This window comes from Escherichia sp. R1 (assembly GCF_003000935.1).
GTDB classification, from domain to species: domain Bacteria; phylum Pseudomonadota; class Gammaproteobacteria; order Enterobacterales; family Enterobacteriaceae; genus Escherichia; species Escherichia coli.
Map to the genome: position 1 here is coordinate 15,461 of NZ_PSRU01000028.1, position 18,039 is coordinate 33,499.

Consider the following 18,039-nt stretch of genomic DNA (forward strand, 5'->3'; position numbering starts at 1 on the left):
TTTTGAACTGTAATTTTTAAGGAAGCCAAATTTGAGGGCAGTTTGTCACAGTTGATTTCCTTCTCTTTCCCTTCGTCATGTGACCTGATATCGGGGGTTAGTTCGTCATCATTGATGAGGGTTGATTATCACAGTTTATTACTCTGAATTGGCTATCCGCGTGTGTACCTCTACCTGGAGTTTTTCCCACGGTGGATATTTCTTCTTGCGCTGAGCGTAAGAGCTATCTGACAGAACAGTTCTTCTTTGCTTCCTCGCCAGTTCGCTCGCTATGCTCGGTTACACGGCTGCGGCGAGCGCTAGTGATAATAAGTGACTGAGGTATGTGCTCTTCTTATCTCCTTTTGTAGTGTTGCTCTTATTTTAAACAACTTTGCGGTTTTTTGATGACTTTGCGATTTTGTTGTTGCTTTGCAGTAAATTGCAAGATTTAATAAAAAAACGCAAAGCAATGATTAAAGGATGTTCAGAATGAAACTCATGGAAACACTTAACCAGTGCATAAACGCTGGTCATGAAATGACGAAGGCTATCGCCATTGCACAGTTTAATGATGACAGCCCGGAAGCGAGGAAAATAACCCGGCGCTGGAGAATAGGTGAAGCAGCGGATTTAGTTGGGGTTTCTTCTCAGGCTATCAGAGATGCCGAGAAAGCAGGGCGACTACCGCACCCGGATATGGAAATTCGAGGACGGGTTGAGCAACGTGTTGGTTATACAATTGAACAAATTAATCATATGCGTGATGTGTTTGGTACGCGATTGCGACGTGCTGAAGACGTATTTCCACCGGTGATCGGGGTTGCTGCCCATAAAGGTGGCGTTTACAAAACCTCAGTTTCTGTTCATCTTGCTCAGGATCTGGCTCTGAAGGGGCTACGTGTTTTGCTCGTGGAAGGTAACGACCCCCAGGGAACAGCCTCAATGTATCACGGATGGGTACCAGATCTTCATATTCATGCAGAAGACACTCTCCTGCCTTTCTATCTTGGGGAAAAGGACGATGTCACTTATGCAATAAAGCCCACTTGCTGGCCTGGGCTTGACATTATTCCTTCCTGTCTGGCTCTGCACCGTATTGAAACTGAGTTAATGGGCAAATTTGATGAAGGTAAACTGCCCACCGATCCACACCTGATGCTCCGACTGGCCATTGAAACTGTTGCTCATGACTATGATGTCATAGTTATTGACAGCGCGCCTAACCTGGGTATCGGCACGATTAATGTCGTATGTGCTGCTGATGTGCTGATTGTTCCCACGCCTGCTGAGTTGTTTGACTACACCTCCGCACTGCAGTTTTTCGATATGCTTCGTGATCTGCTCAAGAACGTTGATCTTAAAGGGTTCGAGCCTGATGTACGTATTTTGCTTACCAAATACAGCAATAGTAATGGCTCTCAGTCCCCGTGGATGGAGGAGCAAATTCGGGATGCCTGGGGAAGCATGGTTCTAAAAAATGTTGTACGTGAAACGGATGAAGTTGGTAAAGGTCAGATCCGGATGAGAACTGTTTTTGAACAGGCCATTGATCAACGCTCTTCAACTGGTGCCTGGAGAAATGCTCTTTCTATTTGGGAACCTGTCTGCAATGAAATTTTCGATCGTCTGATTAAACCACGCTGGGAGATTAGATAATGAAGCGTGCGCCTGTTATTCCAAAACATACGCTCAATACTCAACCGGTTGGAGATACTTCGTTATCGACACCAGCTGCCCCGATGGTGGATTCGTTAATTGCGCGCGTAGGAGTAATGGCTCGCGGTAATGCCATTACTTTGCCTGTATGTGGTCGGGATGTGAAGTTTACTCTTGAAGTGCTCCGGGGTGATAGTGTTGAGAAGACCTCTCGGGTATGGTCAGGTAATGAACGTGACCAGGAGCTGCTTACTGAGGACTCACTGGATGATCTCATCCCTTCTTTTCTACTGACTGGTCAACAGACACCGGCGTTCGGTCGAAGAGTATCTGGTGTCATAGAAATTGCCGATGGGAGTCGCCGTCGTAAAGCTGCTGCACTTACCGAAAGTGATTATCGTGTTCTGGTTGGCGAGCTGGATGATGAGCAGATGGCTGCATTATCCAGATTGGGTAACGATTATCGCCCAACAAGTGCTTATGAACGTGGTCAGCGTTATGCAAGCCGATTGCAGAATGAATTTGCTGGAAATATTTCTGCGCTGGCTGATGCGGAAAATATTTCACGTAAGATTATTACCCGCTGTATCAACACAGCCAAATTGCCTAAATCAGTTGTTGCTCTTTTTTCTCACCCCGGTGAACTATCTGCCCGGTCAGGTGATGCACTTCAAAAAGCCTTTACAGATAAAGAGGAATTACTTAAGCAGCAGGCATCTAACCTTCATGAGCAGAAAAAAGCTGGGGTGATATTTGAAGCTGAAGAAGTTATCACTCTTTTAACTTCTGTGCTTAAAACGTCATCTGCATCAAGAACTAGTTTAAGCTCACGACATCAGTTTGCTCCTGGAGCGACAGTATTGTATAAGGGCGATAAAATGGTGCTTAACCTGGACAGGTCTCGTGTTCCAACTGAGTGTATAGAGAAAATTGAGGCCATTCTTAAGGAACTTGAAAAGCCAGCACCCTGATGCGACCACGTTTTAGTCTACGTTTATCTGTCTTTACTTAATGTCCTTTGTTACAGGCCAGAAAGCATAACTGGCCTGAATATTCTCTCTGGGCCCACTGTTCCACTTGTATCGTCGGTCTGATAATCAGACTGGGACCACGGTCCCACTCGTATCGTCGGTCTGATTATTAGTCTGGGACCACGGTCCCACTCGTATCGTCGGTCTGATTATTAGTCTGGGACCATGGTCCCACTCGTATCGTCGGTCTGATTATTAGTCTGGGACCATGGTCCCACTCGTATCGTCGGTCTGATTATTAGTCTGGGACCACGGTCCCACTCGTATCGTCGGTCTGATTATTAGTCTGGGACCACGGTCCCACTCGTATCGTCGGTCTGATTATTAGTCTGGGACCACGATCCCACTCATGTTGTCGGTCTGATTATCGGTCTGGGACCACGGTCCCACTTGTATTGTCGATCAGACTATCAGCGTGAGACTACGATTCCATCAATGCCTGTCAAGGGCAAGTATTGACATGTCGTCGTAACCTGTAGAACGGAGTAACCTCGGTGTGCGGTTGTATGCCTGCTGTGGATTGCTGCTGTGTCCTGCTTATCCACAACATTTTGCGCACGGTTATGTGGACAAAATACCTGGTTACCCAGGCCGTGCCGGCACGTTAACCGGGCTGCATCCGATGCAAGTGTGTCGCTGTCGCCGGCCTCCTCACCCGGTCACGTTTCGTCGTTCCTCCTCCACGCGCTGCGGCTTCGGGGCCGCACCTGCATTCGTATGCGGTCGCCCGGTTACAGGTGCGGCACGGCCTGATGGAGGCCGCATGTGAGAGGAGAATTCCCATGCCAAACTGGTGCTCGAATCGTATGCATTTTTCTGGTGAACCGGCACAGATTGCTGAGATTAAACGACTGGCCAGCGGTGCCGTCACACCGCTTTATCGCCGCGCCACAAATGAAGGTATTCAGCTGTTTCTGGCCGGAAGTGCCGGACTTCTGCAGACCACTGAAGATGTGCAGTTTGAACCGTGCCCCGGACTGACGGATGCCGGACGTGGTGTTGTATCGCCGGAGAATATCGCGTTCACCCGCTGGCTGACACACCTGCAGAACGGTGTACTGCTGGATGAGCAAAACTGCCTGATGCTGCATGAACTCTGGCTGCAGAGTGGTACTGGCCAGCGTCGCTGGGAAGGATTACCGGATGAGGTCAGGGAAACCATCACCGTGCATTTCACCGCAAAAAGAGGTGACTGGTGTGGCTTCTGGAGTAACGAGGATGTATCGGTGTGGTGGAACCGTCTGTGTGACAATGTACTGCCGGAAAAAACCATGCCGTTTGACCTGCTGACGGTTCTGCCCACCCGCCTGGATGTTGAAGTGAATGGCTTTAACGGTGGTGTTCTGAACGGTGTTCCTTCTGCGTATCACTGGTATACGGAACAGTATGGCGTGAAGTGGCCTGTGGGGTATGAGGTGAATATCAGCCGTCAGGGAGAAAACTTCATTCAAGTGGATTTCGACACGCCGTGGTGTCAGCCGGAAAGCAACGTTGTTGCAGAATTAAGCCGCCGTTTCGGCTGCACGCTGGAGCACTGGTACGCCGAACAGGGCTGCAATTTCTGTGGCTGGCAGCGATATGAGCGTGGAGAGCTTGTTGATGTGCTGTGGGGGGAACTGGAATGGTCTTCCCCGACAGATGATGATGAGCTGCCGGAAGTCACCGCGCCGGAGTGGATAGTCGACAAGGTGGCGCATTACGGGGGATGAAGTATGACGGAGACGGGCGGGCAACCGCCCGTTTCTTTTCCGACAAAGGATGTCGCCGTGCTCCTCTTTTTACTGCGCCGGCTGACGCGGCGCGGCAGGAACGCTGCCTGTGGTCAGTGTCCCGCGTCCGGCGGGCACGGGACGGGCGCTTTTACTGCTCCCGGCTGGCACCGGTGACAGTGTACGCCAGCCTGTCGCCCTTTTCTGATGAACGCCCTTCAAGCCGCTTTCGCGGCATATTCTCGCCGTCAAAAAGACGACGGCTGCGATATTCCACGGTCGGCCTGACCCGTTACCGGACGCGGTGAACAGCCCACAGGCAGCGGGGAACGGGCACCACAGGGGGGCCCTCCCGGTGCCCTCTGTAAGAGAAGGAGCGTTGTTATGTCCCGTTTTGTCCTTGGTAACTGCATCGATGTTATGACGCGTATCCCTGATAACGCCATTGATTTCATATTAACTGACCCGCCATATCTCGTCGGTTTTCGTGACCGTTCCGGGCGCACCATCGCCGGCGATAAAACCGATGAATGGCTGCAACCGGCCTGTAATGAAATGTACCGCGTACTCAAAAAAGACGCGCTGATGGTGAGCTTCTACGGCTGGAACCGCGTCGATCGCTTTATGGCCGCCTGGAAAAATGCGGGATTCAGCGTTGTTGGTCACCTGGTCTTCACCAAAAACTACACATCGAAGGCCGCATATGTGGGCTATCGCCACGAATGCGCCTACATCCTGGCAAAAGGCCGTCCACGTCTGCCACAAAACCCGCTGCCGGACGTGCTGGGCTGGAAATATTCTGGCAATCGTCATCACCCGACGGAAAAGCCCGTTACCAGCCTGCAACCGCTGATTGAGAGCTTCACACACCCGAACGCAATTGTGCTGGACCCGTTTGCAGGCAGCGGCTCAACCTGCGTCGCCGCCCTCCAGTCCGGACGCCGGTATATCGGTATCGAGCTGCTTGAGCAGTATCACCGTGCCGGGCAGCAACGCCTTGCCGCCGTGCAACGGGCCATGCAGCAGGGGGCCGCGAATGATGACTGGTTTATGCCGGAGGCTGCGTAAATGAACTATGCCGGACACGAAAAACTTCGCGCCGACGTGGCGGAGGTGGCCAACACCATGTGTGACCTTCGGGCCAGGCTGAACGATATGGAGCATCGCTGTCGCTTTGATTCCGATGTGCTTGTTGAACGCCTGACACGCCAGACGCTGTATCGCGCCAATCGCCTGTTTATGGAGGCGTATACCGAAATTCTGGAACTGGATTCCTGCTTCAAAGATTGAGAAGGAGACGAGAATGTACGGAACATGCGAAACGCTATGCCGGGAGCTGGCAGCAAAGTATCCGGGAGACGCGCCGCTGATGCTGGTTATCTGGTCCCCGGAAGAGATTCAGGCACTGGCTGACGGTATGGAAATTTCTCTGACCGATCATGAAATCAGGACCGTCCTGGCGCGCATGGAGGACATCCCGGAAGACCAGCGGACTGAATCCGGTATTTCTTCCGCCGCGGTGATGGAGATTATCAGCAACGTGAGCGAAAACCGCCAGGTGACCGTCCCTGCTGAACTGCTGGCGTCCCTGATTCAGACCGCTGAACAGGCACTGTGGAAACGTGAGTGGGCCGCCCGTGATAACGGCCTCGCCGTCCCGGAATGCGTTACCCGCCGTCAGGCGGTGGTTAATCAGGCCCGCACCCTGCTGAAAAACAACACACACGAAAACAACTGATGTTATCGCCGCCTGCCCTGCGGGCGGCGATACAGGGAGAACGCTTAATCATGAACGAAAACAGCACGCTGAACGCACTGATTTGTCGTCACGCCCGTAACCTGCTGCTGGCGCAGGGCTGGCCGGAAGAGACGGATGTTGACCAGCGAAATCCGAACTATCCGGGCTGGATCAGCATTTACGTGCGGCTGGATGCGCCCCGGCTGGCGACGTTACTTATCAACCGTCACGGCGGCGTACTGCCGCCGCTCCTGGCCTCCGCCATTCAGAGACTGACCGGAACCGGGGCGGAACTGGTACTGTCCGGCAGTCAGTGGCAGTCGCTGCCGGTACTTCCGGCAGACGGAACGCAGGTGTCTTTCCCGTATGCCGGAGAATGGCTGACCGAAGACGAAATCAGGGCTGTTCTTGATGCGGTGCACGATGCGGTACGAAGCATCTGTTACCAGGTGGCAGAAGATGCGCGGCGTATCCGTGCGGCGCTGACCACCACCGGTCAGACGTTGCTGACCCGCCAGACGCGCCGCTTTCGCCTGGTCGTGAAGGAAAGCGATCACCCCTGCTGGCTCGATGAAGATGACGAAAACCTGCCCGTGGTGCTCGATGCCATCGTGAACCGGGGAGCACGTTTTTCGTCGGTGGAAATGTATCTGGTCAGTGAGTGTATTGAGCATATCCTGTCCAGTGGGCTGGCCTGCGATGTGCTGCGTATACCGGATGAACCGCCCCGCCGCTGGTTTGACCGTGGTGTTCTGCGGGAGGTGGTCCGGGAAGCCCGGACCGAAATCCGCAGCATGGCGGATGCCCTGGCAAAAATCCGGAAATGATGACACTGGCGGGGTAAATCCCCGCCTTTTTCCTGCCGGTCCCCGGACAGAGCACAAAGGAAGTCGCCGCCGGCTCCGCTTTACCCGGCCATGCAGGGCATGGCCTTGTGGTTTTTCAGTTATGTGGCCTCAGCGTCGTGTGCGGGCTGTGCCGTGCCTCCATCTTAGCCGGGCTGGCGTTGATGCAAGGGTACGCTTCGCCGCTGCGGTCACCCGGTCCCTCCTTCCCGTCTGCCGTGATTTTCCGGTCGTTCACCCGCTCAGATTTCGCGGTCTCACCCTGCAACTCCCGTCAGCCGTGTGCGTCAGGCTGCGGCTTCCCTTGCGCCCCTGCATCCCCGCCTGTTCGCCCGGCTTTTATGGAGGCACGGCACCGCCCGGTGTCGCGGAATATGTGAACAACGGAGGAAAACATCATGCAATATGCGAAACCTGTCACTCTGAATGTTGAAGAGTGCGACCGTCTCTCCTTTCTGCCGTATCTGTTTGGCAACGATTTTCTGTATGCCGAGGCGTATGTGTACGCGCTGGCGCAAAAAATGATGCCGGAATATCAGGGAGGCTTCTGGCACTTCATCCGCCTGCCGGACGGTGGCGGTTACATGATGCCGGATGGCGACCGTTTCCACATGGTGAACGGTGCAAACTGGTTTGACCGTACCGTGAGTGCTGATGCCGCAGGCATCATCCTGACCTCCCTTGTGATTAACCGCCAGTTGTGGCTGTACCACGACAGCGGGGATGCAGGACTGACCCAGCTTTACCGGATGCGCGATGCGCAGTTGTGGCGTCACATCGAATTTCACCCCGAATGCAACGCGATTTACGCGGCTCTGGACTGATTAACGGACGGGGCGGCAATGCCGCCCCTGTAAAGGAGACGAGAACATGTACTGTACTGTTAAAGAAATTATCCGCGAAGTGCTGGATACAGACGTGCCGGACAGTGAATGCGTTTTTGCCGTAGTGCTGACCCGTGGGGATGTGCGTCACATAGCCCAGGACTGGAGTCTGACAGACGATGAGCTGGAAACCGTCATGCAGCGGCTGGACGATGCCTTTGAATATGGTGCGGATGTCAGCGTTGTTCACGGCGTTGTTCGTGAACTGATGGAAGAAAAGCGCGCCAGCCGTCAGGTGACAGTCCCGGCGGTGATGCTGGAAAAAGTGATGGCGCTGGCAGGCAGTGAAATGAAGCGCCTGTATGCCGTCGGGAGTGAGAACGGGGGCGACGGTGACGCATTCGTCAGGGAGGAACGCGAAGCAATGGACGTTGTGTTACAGGCGCTGGACGGGGAGACGATGTCATGAATATCAGCACAGAAACCCGCGAAATTCTGCGTAATTACAGGGCCGTGATTAATGCGCGGCGTCGTGAAATGGGGCAGAAACCGCTCACCACCGCGCAGATTGTTGATGAAATCTGCGATTTTGTGGCGAATCAGCAGGCGGTTTTCCTGGGCGGTCACTACATCTTACAGGGTAGCAGAAACAGGTGATACAGGGGCAGGCGGTGGAGGCCGCCTGTCAGTCCGCGCGAAAACCCCTGGCAGGCTGACGCCTGCCGGAAGGGAAGCGGGCCACGCTGGCGCGTCGCCCGTTACCCTTCCCGTCTGTGATGTGTCTGACTCAGGAGTGTTTCTTTCTTATGTTATGGAACTGTTCCTGATGTTGTTGTTCCTTTATCTGCTGCTCTGATTCTGACTACTGCAGTGTTGTTCTGTCTGCCGGGCGCACCTTCGGCTCCCGGCTGCCTGGCGGCATCCGGTCGTCAGGCCCGACTCCGACAGGCAGCTGCTGGCGCACCCGCCAGTCTCCGCCGAACCCGCTGGCGCGGTTTCGGGCTGTCGCTACGGTCCGATGCGTGAAAACCCCGGGCTTGCAGCGACCGTTCCGGTCGCGCCACCCTTGTCGCGCCGTGGCCTGCGCTCCCGGCATCCCGGCAAAAGGCCGCCGGGATGTAAGGGGCAACGCCGTTTCGCGCACGCGCTCTCCGTCGTTGCGGCGGGTCCCTGCTCATTGCCTGCCGGTGCCACACACCCGTATGAGTCCCTGTCGCCTGGGGCTGATACAGCCACAACCTGCCGCACTGACTGTCCAGGGTAAATGAACAGCCCACAAAATTTTTTACCCAAAACCCGGTAAAAAATTTTGCGTTCTGCCCAGGACAGGTGCGTCAGGCCGTGGCAGTGATGCCCCTTGCGGCGAAGGTTCTCAAACGGGTGAAGTTCATACCACAGGGTATACAGCAGCAGGTTCCCGCGAAACGTCAAAACCGCGGCTCCCGAAACTCAACGGGTGATGTTCTTTAAAAATCAGGATTTATTTCAGGCTCCGGCAATACGCATTTATGTGTTCTGTCAGTCATCCGGCTGGCAGGTAATGAGAACGCAGGAACAGAAGGAGGAAAACACCGGAGAACGTCAGACGCAGATATGAAAAAAGCAGGTCAGGGACCTGCTTAATCCACACCGCAGAGACTGCACGAACAGTCTTTACGGTTTCATTAATTAACGTCATAAGAGGCTAAATTATGACAGTAAGTATTGTTTCACCTTCCGCAGCGGCTGTAAAGCCCCGCCGTCATCCCCGTTTCAGACGCGAAGACATCCCCGCGCCGGAAATTGACCCCGTGCTGAAAGCCTTCGGGCGACACATTGCCCGGAGTTTTCACCGGGGGCGTGGTGTACACATCCCCGCCATGAAAAACACGGCCTTCGGGCAGGTGCTCCGCACACTCGAACTGAAACGCGCTTTTAACTGATGAGGTGAGCCGCCCCGCGAGGGGCGGCAACAGACGGAAGGAGAACATTTTATGACATTAGCAGCAATCACCATGACCGCCCCGGAAGCCGCCAGCCCTGTGCAGATGTACCGCGCGACCTACTCACCGGATGACAACAAACTGCGCCTGTATGCCGTGTCACGTCTTGACCCGGAGACGTATAAAAAAGTGCATGATGCCGGTTTCCGCTGGGCACCAAAACAGGCGCTGTTTGTCGCGCCAGCCTGGACACCGGGCCGGGAAGACGTGCTCCTCTCACTTGCCGGAGAGATTGAGGATGAAGACAGCACGCTCGCTGAACGTCAGGAAGCACGGGCGGAGCGGTTTACCGGATACAGCGGAAAGCGGGCCAGTGAATCCGCACAGGCACTTGATGAAGTGGAAAGACTGGCCGCGATGATCCCGCCCGGTCAGCCCATTCTTGTGGGGCATCACAGCGAACGCCGCGCCCGTCGTGATGCGCAGCGTATTGAAAACGGCATGAAACGAGCCGTGATGCTCTTTGAACGTGCGGAATACTGGGAAGAGCGGGCGCGGTCGGCACTGCTTCACGCGAAGTATAAAGAACGTCCGGACGTTCGCTGGCGTCGTATCAAAAAAATCGAAGCTGATTTGCGCAAGGCTGAAAAGACCATCGCGCAGTCGCAGAAATATCTGACGATGTGGCGGGCTGAATCGCTGGATCTGAATATGGCAAAACTCATCAGCAGTCATGACCATATCAGCGCCTGTTTCCCGCTGGATACGTATCCGCGCCCGGCAGAAAAAAGCCAGTATGAAGGAAGTCGATCGTTATGGTCGGCCCTGGATGATGACATCATCACCACGGAGCAGGCCCGCGAAATTGCGATCCGCTGTCATGAACGGCAGATTCAGCATCAACAACGCTGGGTTAACCACTATCAGAACCGCCTGATCTATGAGCGTGCCATGCTGGACGAAAGCGGCGGCGTGGTTACCCGGACACAGGATTTTGAGCCGGGCGGACAGGTTTTCAGCCGGGGCGAGTGGCTGACCATCATCCGTGTGAACAAAAGCAACGGGGCGGTGAGTTCAGTCACAACGCCAAATTACAGTTTTCTCGGGTACAGCGGCACGATGAAAGTGACGCCCGATCGCATCACGGACTACAAAGCACCATCGGCAGAAGAGGCTGCCGTCGCCAGTCAGGCCGCGAAGCGTCCGCCGGTAGTCAACTATCCGGGGGAAGGTTTCCGGGAAATGACAAAGGCACAGTGGGCCGCCCTGCCCCGGGACTGTAAGGCCGTGCGCAGTGTGGCAGAAGCAGAAGACCACGGGGCATACCGGTACCGCCGCACAATGGACAATAATTTCCGCCTGGTGAATGTGTATATCTCCGACATGAAAATCACGGAAATCCCACAGAAATAAGGTATATCCCCCCGGGAAAATCCCCGGGGGATGACGGAGATAATGATATGCACAGTCAGTTAAGAGAACGTATCCGGCTGATGCGCGCAAGGCTGGATAACGCCGCGCCGGTTGCTGAAATCCGGGCTGAATCTCAGCTTTTTGTGACTCCTGCCCCGGTCTGTGATCGCCTGGTGATGCTGGCGGAGATCAGCAACCGTGATCACATTCTGGAACCCTCTGCCGGCACCGGGGCCATACTGCGGGCGATTCGGGATACCGCGCCGGGGGCCATGTGTGATGCGGTGGAAATCAACAGCGGGCTGGTCCGGTATCTGCGGGAAAATTTTAACGGTGTCAGGGTTCAGTGTGGCGACTTCATGGAATGGCTGCCGGTGCAGTATTACAGCCGGGTTATCATGAATCCGCCGTTCAGCCACGGGCAGGATATCCGGCATATCCTGCGGGCCTTTTCCCTGTTGCGTCCGGGTGGCGTGCTGGTCGCCGTCTGTCTCAACGGACCACGCCAGCAGGAGAAGCTGTTACCGTTTTCTGACGTCCGCGAGGAGCTGCCGCGCGGCACGTTTGCTTATACCGATGTCCCGACGATGATTATTCGTCTGCGTGCCTGATGACACAGGGCCGGCGGGAGGATAAATGCCTGTCTGCCCGCGCCGGGAAAAAACGCGCGCCGGTGGCGCTGAAAGGGGCCGCGCTCACGCGCCGCCCCTTTCATTACGCGGACGTTCTGATGGGGGCTTCTGTTTCTTCATGCCTGTCATTTGTCTGTTACTGATGTTGTTGTTCCTGCTACTGCTACTGCTACTGCTACTGCTACTGTTCTTCTTTTTCCTGCTGCTCTGATTCTGACTACTGCAGTGTTGTCCTGTCTGCCGGGCGCACCTTCGGCTCCCGGCTGCCTGGCGGCATCCGGTCGTCAGGCCCGACTCCGACAGGCAGCTGCTGGCGCACCTGCCAGTCTCCGCCGAACCCGCTGGCGCGGTTTCGGGCTGTCGCTACGGTCCGATGCGTGAAAACCCCTGGCTTGCAGCGACCGTTCCGGTCGCGCCGCCTCTGTCGCGCCGTGGCCTGCGCTCCTGGCATCCCGGCAAAAGACCGCCGGGATGTAAGGGGCAACGCCGTTTCGCAAACCGCGCTTCACGTCGTTGCGGCGGGTCCCTGCCCGTTGTTCTGTCCGGTGCCATTCACCTGTTTAAGCCCCTGTCGCCGGGGGCAAAGACAGCCACAACCGTCTCCGCCAGTCCAGGGGTGAAATGCACATCCCGCAAAACTTTTTGCCCAGAAGCAGGCAAAAACTTTTGCGGTCTGCCCCCGGACAGTCGTTTCCGTCCGTGGCAGTGATGCCCCATGCGGCGAAGGTTCTCAAAAAGGTGATGGTGAATACCGGAGGGAACAAAAGGCAGGTCCCCGCAAAACGTCAAAACCGCGGCTCCCGAAACTCAAAAGATGATGGGGGCTGAAAACATCAACAGAAGGAGGCACATCATGGCAGTTCGTGGCATTAACAAGGTCATTCTCGTAGGACGCCTGGGAAAAGATCCGGAAGTCCGTTACATCCCCAACGGGGGCGCAGTGGCAAACCTGCAGGTCGCCACGTCGGAAACCTGGCGTGACAAACAGACAGGGGAGATGCGGGAGCAGACAGAATGGCATCGCGTGGTGCTGTTCGGCAAGCTCGCGGAAGTGGCTGGCGAATATCTGCGCAAGGGCGCGCAGGTCTACATCGAAGGTCAGCTTCGCACCCGTAGCTGGGAAGATAACGGTATCACCCGTTACGTCACCGAAATTCTTGTTAAGACCACAGGCACCATGCAGATGCTGGGACGTGCCGCAGGTGCTCAGACTCAGCCGGAAGAGGGGCAACAGTTCAGCGGTCAGCCTCAGCCGGAACCACAGTCGGAGGCCGGTACGAAAAAAGGTGGCGCAAAAACGAAAGGCCGTGGACGTAAGGCCGCGCAGCCCGAGCCTCAGCCGCAACCGCCGGAGGGGGAGGATTACGGGTTTTCAGACGATATCCCGTTCTGATCGGGCTGACTGTGATAACCGCCCCGCCCCGGCCCTTCGGGCCGGAACAGAGTCGCTTTTAATTATGAATGTTGTAACTACATCTTCATCGCTGTCAGTCTTCTCGCTGGAAGTTCTCAGTACACGCTCGTAAGCGGCCCTCACGGCCCGCTAACGCGGAGATACGCCCCGACTTCGGGTAAACCCTCGTCGGGACCACTCCGACCGCGCACAGAAGCTCTCTCATGGCTGAAAGCGGGTATGGTCTGGCAGGGCTGGGGATGGGTAAGGTGAAATCTATCAATCAGTACCGGCTTACGCCGGGCTTCGGCGGTTTTACTCCTGTATCATATGAAACAACAGAGTGCCGCCTTCCATGCCGCTGATGCGGCATATCCTGGTAACGATATCTGAATTGTTATACATGTGTATATACGTGGTAATGACAAAAATAGGACAAGTTAAAAATTTACAGGCGATGCAATGATTCAAACACGTAATCAATATCTGCAGTTTATGCTGGTTATGCTGGCTGCATGGGGCATTAGTTGGGGAGCCAGATTTGTCATGGAGCAGGCCGTTCTGCTTTATGGATCAGGAAAAAACTATTTGTTCTTCAGTCATGGTACTGTTCTGATGTACCTGCTGTGTGTTTTCCTGGTATACCGCCGTTGGATAGCTCCGCTACCGGTCGTTGGTCAGCTGCGCAACGTTGGCGTACCGTGGCTGGTCGGTGCGATGGCCGTGGTGTATGTCGGTGTATTTCTGCTCGGTAAGGCGCTGGCTCTGCCTGCTGAGCCATTTATGACGAAACTTTTTGCCGATAAGTCCATACCTGACGTGATCCTGACGTTGCTGACCATCTTTATCCTTGCCCCGTTGAATGAGGAAACGCTGTTCCGGGGGATTATGCTGAACGTCTTCCGTTCACGGTACTGCTGGACGATGTGGCTGGGGGCGCTGATAACGTCGTTGTTGTTCGTCGCCGCGCACAGCCAGTATCAGAACCTGCTGACACTGGCAGAACTGTTCCTGGTGGGGTTGATTACATCAGTGGCCAGGATCAGAAGTGGTGGCCTGCTGCTGCCGGTATTGCTGCATATGGAAGCAACCACGCTGGGTTTACTGTTTGGTTGAAAGTTATATTTTTATTAAACATTGTGCGTTAAAGCCTGGTGTGTTTTTTTAGTGGATGTTATATTTAAATATAACTTTTATGGAGGTGAAGAATGCATACCACCCGACTGAAGAGGGTTGGCGGCTCAGTTATGCTGACCGTCCCACCGGCACTGCTGAATGCGCTGTCTCTGGGCACAGATAATGAAGTTGGCATGGTCATTGATAATGGCCGGCTGATTGTTGAGCCGTACAGACGCCCGCAATATTCACTGGCTGAGCTACTGGCACAGTGTGATCCGAATGCTGAAATATCAGCTGAAGAACGAGAATGGCTGGATGCACCGGCGACTGGTCAGGAGGAAATCTGACATGGAAAGAGGGGAAATCTGGCTTGTCTCGCTTGATCCTACCGCAGGTCATGAGCAGCAGGGAACGCGGCCGGTGCTGATTGTCACACCGGCGGCCTTTAATCGCGTGACCCGCCTGCCTGTTGTTGTGCCCGTAACCAGCGGAGGCAATTTTGCCCGCACTGCCGGCTTTGCGGTGTCGTTGGATGGTGTTGGCATACGTACCACAGGTGTTGTACGTTGCGATCAACCCCGGACAATTGATATGAAAGCACGGGGCGGAAAACGACTCGAACGGGTTCCGGAGACTATCATGAACGAAGTTCTTGGCCGCCTGTCCACTATTCTGACTTGAACATGGGGTTTGAGGGGCAACTGGATGAAAACGTACGATTTAGGGCACTAAAACCGCTGTTGTCCCACCATTCTGGTGATTCCCAAACGTTATTTGGCTAAAAAGTAGTTTTGATGTGGTTTATTTTCCGAATTCCAAGCGCAGCCCTACTTTCTTGTGCGTATTTGCGTGTTTTGCGCAGTTTTGAAGTTCCTACATCAGATTGACTTCGGATACAAATTCAATGAACATTGATGCAAATACTGACCTATCAGTTTCTTAACTAAATACTCGAGATACATCTAATGGCTAATGAAAACTTAGATATTGACTCCAAGACAGCAGAAGAATTATACGAGTGGTATCTGGATGATAAATTAATTATAAATCGAAGATACCAAAGAAAATTAGTATGGTCCCTCGAAGAGAAAACAGCACTGATTTCATCAATGACTCAGCAATACCCTATCCCTTTGCTATTGTTTGTTTCCATTGACAACAAAAGAGAAATCCTTGATGGAATGCAAAGACTAGAAGCTTTAATGAGTTTTATTGAGCAGCGATTTTCATTAAATGGTAAATACTTTAATTTAGATGCCATTGCATTAACAAAACAACTAAAAGACAGTGGTAAACTTCAACAAAAAGAGCCAGTGCTATCCCGCGAAAGTTCTACATTAATTGCTCGCTATAGATTTGCTATATCTGAATACTCTTCAACAGAGGACCACATTGACGAAGTGTTTCGACGCATAAATTCCAATGGTAAAATTTTATCAAAACAAGAACTACGAAGTGCGGGGTGCGTTAGTAATTTTTCAGAGTTAGTAAGGAAAATATCGACAATTATAAGAGGAGATACTACACATAGCGATATAATGGGACTGAATAAAATACATAACATATCAATTTGCAATGATGGACTCGATTATGGAATAAATATAGACAATCATTTCTATATTAGAAATCATATCATTAGTAGGCCTAGCATTAGAGACTCTGACGATGAAGAGTTAGTTGCAAATATCTTGGGCTATATATTTTTAGATGATAAGCCAACATCAGGATCAACATCGCTCGATACATTTTACGGTGAAGGTTCGACGAGTCATGCAATCCATACACGAACTCAATTAGAGAATTACATTCAGACAAATGGTGCAGATAAAATTGTCAATAATTACCTCTTCGTTTATGAGATGATTCAAAAATTATTTGATGCAAATAATTTGAACTTTAGATCACACATTCTGGGCAATGCATCTTCATCTCAAGAATGTCCTCGTTACTATCAAGCTGTTTTTCTTGCTTTGTATGAATTAATCATAAATGAAAACATGCAACTTGACGATGAACAGAAATTTATCGCTCAGTTAGGAGACAGTGTACAACGTTCAATGGTGCAAACCGAAGGGGGCCGTTGGGCAGCTAGCGCTCGTCAGAAAAGTGTCGAAGATTTATGTGCTTTAATCAGACGATATTTTAAAGAATCAGAAAATAAATTTATCAATCATGCTTGGCAAACACTGATAAGAACTCTACTTAATAACTCAAGAACAGAACAACCAAATTATGATTTTAAACAGGGAGGTGATGCTGCCAACTTACTGATTTAGTGTATGATGGTGTTTTTGAGGTGCTCCAGTGGCTTCTGTTTCTATCAGCTGTCCCTCCTGTTCAGCTACTGACGGGGTGGTGCGTAACGGCAAAAGCACCGCCGGACATCAGCGCTATCTCTGCTCTCAGGGGTCTGACGCTCAGTGGAACGAAAACTCACGTTAAGGGATTTTGGTCATGAGATTATCAAAAAGGATCTTCACCTAGATCCTTTTAAATTAAAAATGAAGTTTTAAATCAATCTAAAGTATATATGAGTAAACTTGGTCTGACAGTTACCAATGCTTAATCAGTGAGGCACCTATCTCAGCGATCTGTCTATTTCGTTCATCCATAGTTGCCTGACTCCCCGTCGTGTAGATAACTACGATACGGGAGGGCTTACCATCTGGCCCCAGTGCTGCAATGATACCGCGAGACCCACGCTCACCGGCTCCAGATTTATCAGCAATAAACCAGCCAGCCGGAAGGGCCGAGCGCAGAAGTGGTCCTGCAACTTTATCCGCCTCCATCCAGTCTATTAATTGTTGCCGGGAAGCTAGAGTAAGTAGTTCGCCAGTTAATAGTTTGCGCAACGTTGTTGCCATTGCTGCAGGCATCGTGGTGTCACGCTCGTCGTTTGGTATGGCTTCATTCAGCTCCGGTTCCCAACGATCAAGGCGAGTTACATGATCCCCCATGTTGTGCAAAAAAGCGGTTAGCTCCTTCGGTCCTCCGATCGTTGTCAGAAGTAAGTTGGCAGCAGTGTTATCACTCATGGTTATGGCAGCACTGCATAATTCTCTTACTGTCATGCCATCCGTAAGATGCTTTTCTGTGACTGGTGAGTACTCAACCAAGTCATTCTGAGAATAGTGTATGCGGCGACCGAGTTGCTCTTGCCCGGCGTCAACACGGGATAATACCGCACCACATAGCAGAACTTTAAAAGTGCTCATCATTGGAAAACGTTCTTCGGGGCGAAAACTCTCAAGGATCTTACCGCTGTTGAGATCCAGTTCGATGTAACCCACTCGTGCACCCAACTGATCTTCAGCATCTTTTACTTTCACCAGCGTTTCTGGGTGAGCAAAAACAGGAAGGCAAAATGCCGCAAAAAAGGGAATAAGGGCGACACGAAAATGTTGAATACTCATACTCTTCCTTTTTCAATATTATTGAAGCATTTACCAGGGTTATTGTCTCATGAGCGGATACATATTTGAATGTATTTAGAAAAATAAACAAATAGGGGTTCCGCGCACATTTCCCCGAAAAGTGCCACCTGACGTCTAAGAAACCATTATTATCATGACATTAACCTATAAAAATAGGCGTATCACGAGGCCCTTTCGTCTTCAAGAATTTTATAAACCGTGGAGCGGGCAATACGGCACTGTTGCAAATAGTCGGTGGTGATAAACTTATCATCCCCTTTTGCTGATGGAGCTGCACATGAACCCATTCAAAGGCCGGCATTTTCAGCGTGACATCATTCTGTGGGCCGTACGCTGGTACT

General features: G+C 52.5%; 24 protein-coding genes and 3 pseudogenes. 23 read left to right on the plus strand and 4 right to left on the minus strand.

Annotated features, from left to right (window positions below; translation table 11 throughout):
- The first annotated feature begins 471 nt into the window (after nt 1–471).
- From sopA to C4F37_RS24545, 11 genes are all read left to right on the plus strand, one after another.
- Complete coding sequence (gene sopA, locus C4F37_RS24480; protein WP_000772446.1) at nt 472–1,638, plus strand: plasmid-partitioning protein SopA; 1,167 nt, start codon at nt 472–474, stop codon at nt 1,636–1,638.
- Nucleotides 1,638–2,609, plus strand: a complete 972-nt coding sequence (locus C4F37_RS24485; protein ID WP_000817036.1) for a ParB/RepB/Spo0J family plasmid partition protein — start codon at nt 1,638–1,640, stop codon at nt 2,607–2,609. Before sopA ends, C4F37_RS24485 begins: the two co-directional genes overlap by 1 nt.
- Nucleotides 2,610–3,475: 866 nt before the next feature.
- Nucleotides 3,476–4,378 carry a DUF1281 domain-containing protein gene (locus C4F37_RS24500; protein WP_001348615.1) on the plus strand — a complete coding sequence of 301 codons (903 nt, stop codon included), beginning with the start codon at nt 3,476–3,478 and terminating at the stop codon, nt 4,376–4,378.
- Nucleotides 4,375–4,686: a hypothetical protein gene (locus tag C4F37_RS24505; protein ID WP_011254640.1), complete on the plus strand. Its 312-nt coding sequence runs from the start codon at nt 4,375–4,377 to the stop codon at nt 4,684–4,686. Before C4F37_RS24500 ends, C4F37_RS24505 begins: the two co-directional genes overlap by 4 nt.
- Before the next feature lie 76 nt (nt 4,687–4,762).
- The gene (locus C4F37_RS24510) at nt 4,763–5,446 is read left to right on the plus strand and encodes a DNA methylase (RefSeq protein WP_000086185.1); all 684 of its coding nucleotides are present in this window, start codon (nt 4,763–4,765) and stop codon (nt 5,444–5,446) included.
- A complete protein-coding gene (locus C4F37_RS24515) occupies nt 5,447–5,668 on the plus strand; it encodes a hypothetical protein (RefSeq protein ID WP_001104873.1) in 222 nt (73 codons plus the stop codon). It begins immediately after the preceding gene.
- Complete coding sequence (locus C4F37_RS24520) at nt 5,598–6,116, plus strand: DUF1380 family protein (RefSeq protein WP_123325260.1); 519 nt, start codon at nt 5,598–5,600, stop codon at nt 6,114–6,116. Before C4F37_RS24515 ends, C4F37_RS24520 begins: the two co-directional genes overlap by 71 nt.
- 50 nt (nt 6,117–6,166) lie before the next feature.
- Nucleotides 6,167–6,943, plus strand: coding sequence for a hypothetical protein (locus C4F37_RS27435; protein ID WP_001753849.1), 777 nt, complete (start codon nt 6,167–6,169; stop codon nt 6,941–6,943).
- A 416-nt stretch (nt 6,944–7,359) separates the two neighbouring features.
- A complete protein-coding gene (locus C4F37_RS24535) occupies nt 7,360–7,785 on the plus strand; it encodes an antirestriction protein (RefSeq protein WP_001198928.1) in 426 nt (141 codons plus the stop codon).
- A gap of 46 nt (nt 7,786–7,831) precedes the next feature.
- Nucleotides 7,832–8,254, plus strand: coding sequence for a DUF1380 family protein (locus C4F37_RS24540; RefSeq protein ID WP_000271753.1), 423 nt, complete (start codon nt 7,832–7,834; stop codon nt 8,252–8,254).
- Nucleotides 8,251–8,442 carry a hypothetical protein gene (locus C4F37_RS24545; protein WP_001027516.1) on the plus strand — a complete coding sequence of 64 codons (192 nt, stop codon included), beginning with the start codon at nt 8,251–8,253 and terminating at the stop codon, nt 8,440–8,442. The genes C4F37_RS24540 and C4F37_RS24545 overlap by 4 nt, the downstream gene beginning before the upstream one ends.
- A 366-nt stretch (nt 8,443–8,808) precedes the next feature.
- On the opposite strand, the pseudogene C4F37_RS28470 reads toward C4F37_RS24545, so the two are convergent.
- A pseudogene (locus tag C4F37_RS28470) lies at nt 8,809–8,963 on the minus strand (hypothetical protein); the annotation flags it as partial.
- Nucleotides 8,964–9,476: 513 nt separating this feature from the next.
- Between C4F37_RS28470 and C4F37_RS24560 the strand changes: the two are divergent.
- The 5 genes from C4F37_RS24560 to C4F37_RS28000 are packed head-to-tail and all read left to right on the plus strand — an operon-like array spanning nt 9,477 to nt 12,133.
- A complete protein-coding gene (locus tag C4F37_RS24560; RefSeq protein ID WP_000218642.1) occupies nt 9,477–9,707 on the plus strand; it encodes a hypothetical protein in 231 nt (76 codons plus the stop codon).
- Nucleotides 9,708–9,758: 51 nt separating this feature from the next.
- Nucleotides 9,759–11,120: a DUF3560 domain-containing protein gene (locus C4F37_RS24565; RefSeq protein ID WP_000170714.1), complete on the plus strand. Its 1,362-nt coding sequence runs from the start codon at nt 9,759–9,761 to the stop codon at nt 11,118–11,120.
- 47 nt (nt 11,121–11,167) lie between these two features.
- Nucleotides 11,168–11,731, plus strand: a complete 564-nt coding sequence (locus C4F37_RS24570) for a methyltransferase (RefSeq protein WP_001348621.1) — start codon at nt 11,168–11,170, stop codon at nt 11,729–11,731.
- 25 nt (nt 11,732–11,756) lie between these two features.
- Nucleotides 11,757–11,963, plus strand: a complete 207-nt coding sequence (locus C4F37_RS24575; protein ID WP_001774176.1) for a hypothetical protein — start codon at nt 11,757–11,759, stop codon at nt 11,961–11,963.
- Complete coding sequence (locus tag C4F37_RS28000; RefSeq protein WP_071579736.1) at nt 11,882–12,133, plus strand: hypothetical protein; 252 nt, start codon at nt 11,882–11,884, stop codon at nt 12,131–12,133. Before C4F37_RS24575 ends, C4F37_RS28000 begins: the two co-directional genes overlap by 82 nt.
- On the opposite strand, the pseudogene C4F37_RS28475 reads toward C4F37_RS28000, so the two are convergent.
- Nucleotides 12,133–12,304 (minus strand): annotated as a pseudogene (locus tag C4F37_RS28475) (hypothetical protein); the annotation flags it as partial. The gene C4F37_RS28000 and the pseudogene C4F37_RS28475 sit on opposite strands and share 1 nt — an antisense overlap.
- A 69-nt stretch (nt 12,305–12,373) precedes the next feature.
- On the opposite strand from C4F37_RS28475, the gene C4F37_RS28005 reads away from it, so the two are divergent.
- The 7 genes and pseudogenes from C4F37_RS28005 to C4F37_RS24635 form a co-directional block, all read left to right on the plus strand.
- Nucleotides 12,374–12,580, plus strand: coding sequence for a hypothetical protein (locus C4F37_RS28005; RefSeq protein WP_000547975.1), 207 nt, complete (start codon nt 12,374–12,376; stop codon nt 12,578–12,580).
- A gap of 25 nt (nt 12,581–12,605) precedes the next feature.
- On the plus strand, nt 12,606–13,145 hold the full coding sequence (locus C4F37_RS24600; RefSeq protein ID WP_000290841.1) for a single-stranded DNA-binding protein: 540 nt from the start codon (nt 12,606–12,608) through the stop codon (nt 13,143–13,145).
- Nucleotides 13,146–13,607: 462 nt separating this feature from the next.
- Nucleotides 13,608–14,261 carry a CPBP family intramembrane glutamic endopeptidase gene (locus C4F37_RS24615; RefSeq protein ID WP_000616807.1) on the plus strand — a complete coding sequence of 218 codons (654 nt, stop codon included), beginning with the start codon at nt 13,608–13,610 and terminating at the stop codon, nt 14,259–14,261.
- A gap of 92 nt (nt 14,262–14,353) precedes the next feature.
- Complete coding sequence (gene pemI / locus C4F37_RS27440; protein ID WP_000557619.1) at nt 14,354–14,611, plus strand: type II toxin-antitoxin system antitoxin PemI; 258 nt, start codon at nt 14,354–14,356, stop codon at nt 14,609–14,611.
- 1 nt (nt 14,612) lies between these two features.
- Nucleotides 14,613–14,945, plus strand: coding sequence for a type II toxin-antitoxin system toxin endoribonuclease PemK-mt (gene pemK-mt, locus C4F37_RS24620; protein ID WP_000439434.1), 333 nt, complete (start codon nt 14,613–14,615; stop codon nt 14,943–14,945).
- Between the two features lie 284 nt (nt 14,946–15,229).
- Nucleotides 15,230–16,540, plus strand: a complete 1,311-nt coding sequence (locus C4F37_RS24630; protein ID WP_001262765.1) for a GmrSD restriction endonuclease domain-containing protein — start codon at nt 15,230–15,232, stop codon at nt 16,538–16,540.
- Nucleotides 16,541–16,568: 28 nt separating this feature from the next.
- A pseudogene (locus tag C4F37_RS24635) lies at nt 16,569–16,667 on the plus strand (IS1 family transposase); the annotation flags it as partial.
- A 149-nt stretch (nt 16,668–16,816) separates the two neighbouring features.
- On the opposite strand, the gene C4F37_RS24640 reads toward C4F37_RS24635, so the two are convergent.
- The gene (locus tag C4F37_RS24640) at nt 16,817–17,677 is read right to left on the minus strand and encodes a broad-spectrum class A beta-lactamase TEM-1 (RefSeq protein WP_000027057.1); all 861 of its coding nucleotides are present in this window, start codon (nt 17,675–17,677) and stop codon (nt 16,817–16,819) included.
- Nucleotides 17,678–17,837: 160 nt separating this feature from the next.
- Nucleotides 17,838–18,039 (minus strand): hypothetical protein (locus C4F37_RS28480; RefSeq protein ID WP_204360241.1); only part of this gene is annotated, 202 nt, incomplete at its 5' end.

Coding starts and splice junctions, on each gene's coding strand:
- sopA (WP_000772446.1), top strand. CDS start 472: ATGAAACTCATGGAAACACTTAACCAGTGCATAAACGCTGGTCATGAA.
- C4F37_RS24485 (WP_000817036.1), top strand. CDS start 1,638: ATGAAGCGTGCGCCTGTTATTCCAAAACATACGCTCAATACTCAACCG.
- C4F37_RS24500 (WP_001348615.1), top strand. CDS start 3,476: ATGCATTTTTCTGGTGAACCGGCACAGATTGCTGAGATTAAACGACTG.
- C4F37_RS24505 (WP_011254640.1), top strand. CDS start 4,375: ATGAAGTATGACGGAGACGGGCGGGCAACCGCCCGTTTCTTTTCCGAC.
- C4F37_RS24510 (WP_000086185.1), top strand. CDS start 4,763: ATGTCCCGTTTTGTCCTTGGTAACTGCATCGATGTTATGACGCGTATC.
- C4F37_RS24515 (WP_001104873.1), top strand. CDS start 5,447: ATGAACTATGCCGGACACGAAAAACTTCGCGCCGACGTGGCGGAGGTG.
- C4F37_RS27435 (WP_001753849.1), top strand. CDS start 6,167: ATGAACGAAAACAGCACGCTGAACGCACTGATTTGTCGTCACGCCCGT.
- C4F37_RS24535 (WP_001198928.1), top strand. CDS start 7,360: ATGCAATATGCGAAACCTGTCACTCTGAATGTTGAAGAGTGCGACCGT.
- C4F37_RS24540 (WP_000271753.1), top strand. CDS start 7,832: ATGTACTGTACTGTTAAAGAAATTATCCGCGAAGTGCTGGATACAGAC.
- C4F37_RS24545 (WP_001027516.1), top strand. CDS start 8,251: ATGAATATCAGCACAGAAACCCGCGAAATTCTGCGTAATTACAGGGCC.
- C4F37_RS24560 (WP_000218642.1), top strand. CDS start 9,477: ATGACAGTAAGTATTGTTTCACCTTCCGCAGCGGCTGTAAAGCCCCGC.
- C4F37_RS24565 (WP_000170714.1), top strand. CDS start 9,759: ATGACATTAGCAGCAATCACCATGACCGCCCCGGAAGCCGCCAGCCCT.
- C4F37_RS24570 (WP_001348621.1), top strand. CDS start 11,168: ATGCACAGTCAGTTAAGAGAACGTATCCGGCTGATGCGCGCAAGGCTG.
- C4F37_RS24575 (WP_001774176.1), top strand. CDS start 11,757: ATGCCTGTCTGCCCGCGCCGGGAAAAAACGCGCGCCGGTGGCGCTGAA.
- C4F37_RS28005 (WP_000547975.1), top strand. CDS start 12,374: ATGCACATCCCGCAAAACTTTTTGCCCAGAAGCAGGCAAAAACTTTTG.
- C4F37_RS24600 (WP_000290841.1), top strand. CDS start 12,606: ATGGCAGTTCGTGGCATTAACAAGGTCATTCTCGTAGGACGCCTGGGA.
- C4F37_RS24615 (WP_000616807.1), top strand. CDS start 13,608: ATGATTCAAACACGTAATCAATATCTGCAGTTTATGCTGGTTATGCTG.
- pemI (WP_000557619.1), top strand. CDS start 14,354: ATGCATACCACCCGACTGAAGAGGGTTGGCGGCTCAGTTATGCTGACC.
- pemK-mt (WP_000439434.1), top strand. CDS start 14,613: ATGGAAAGAGGGGAAATCTGGCTTGTCTCGCTTGATCCTACCGCAGGT.
- C4F37_RS24630 (WP_001262765.1), top strand. CDS start 15,230: ATGGCTAATGAAAACTTAGATATTGACTCCAAGACAGCAGAAGAATTA.
- C4F37_RS24640 (WP_000027057.1), bottom strand. CDS start 17,677: ATGAGTATTCAACATTTTCGTGTCGCCCTTATTCCCTTTTTTGCGGCA.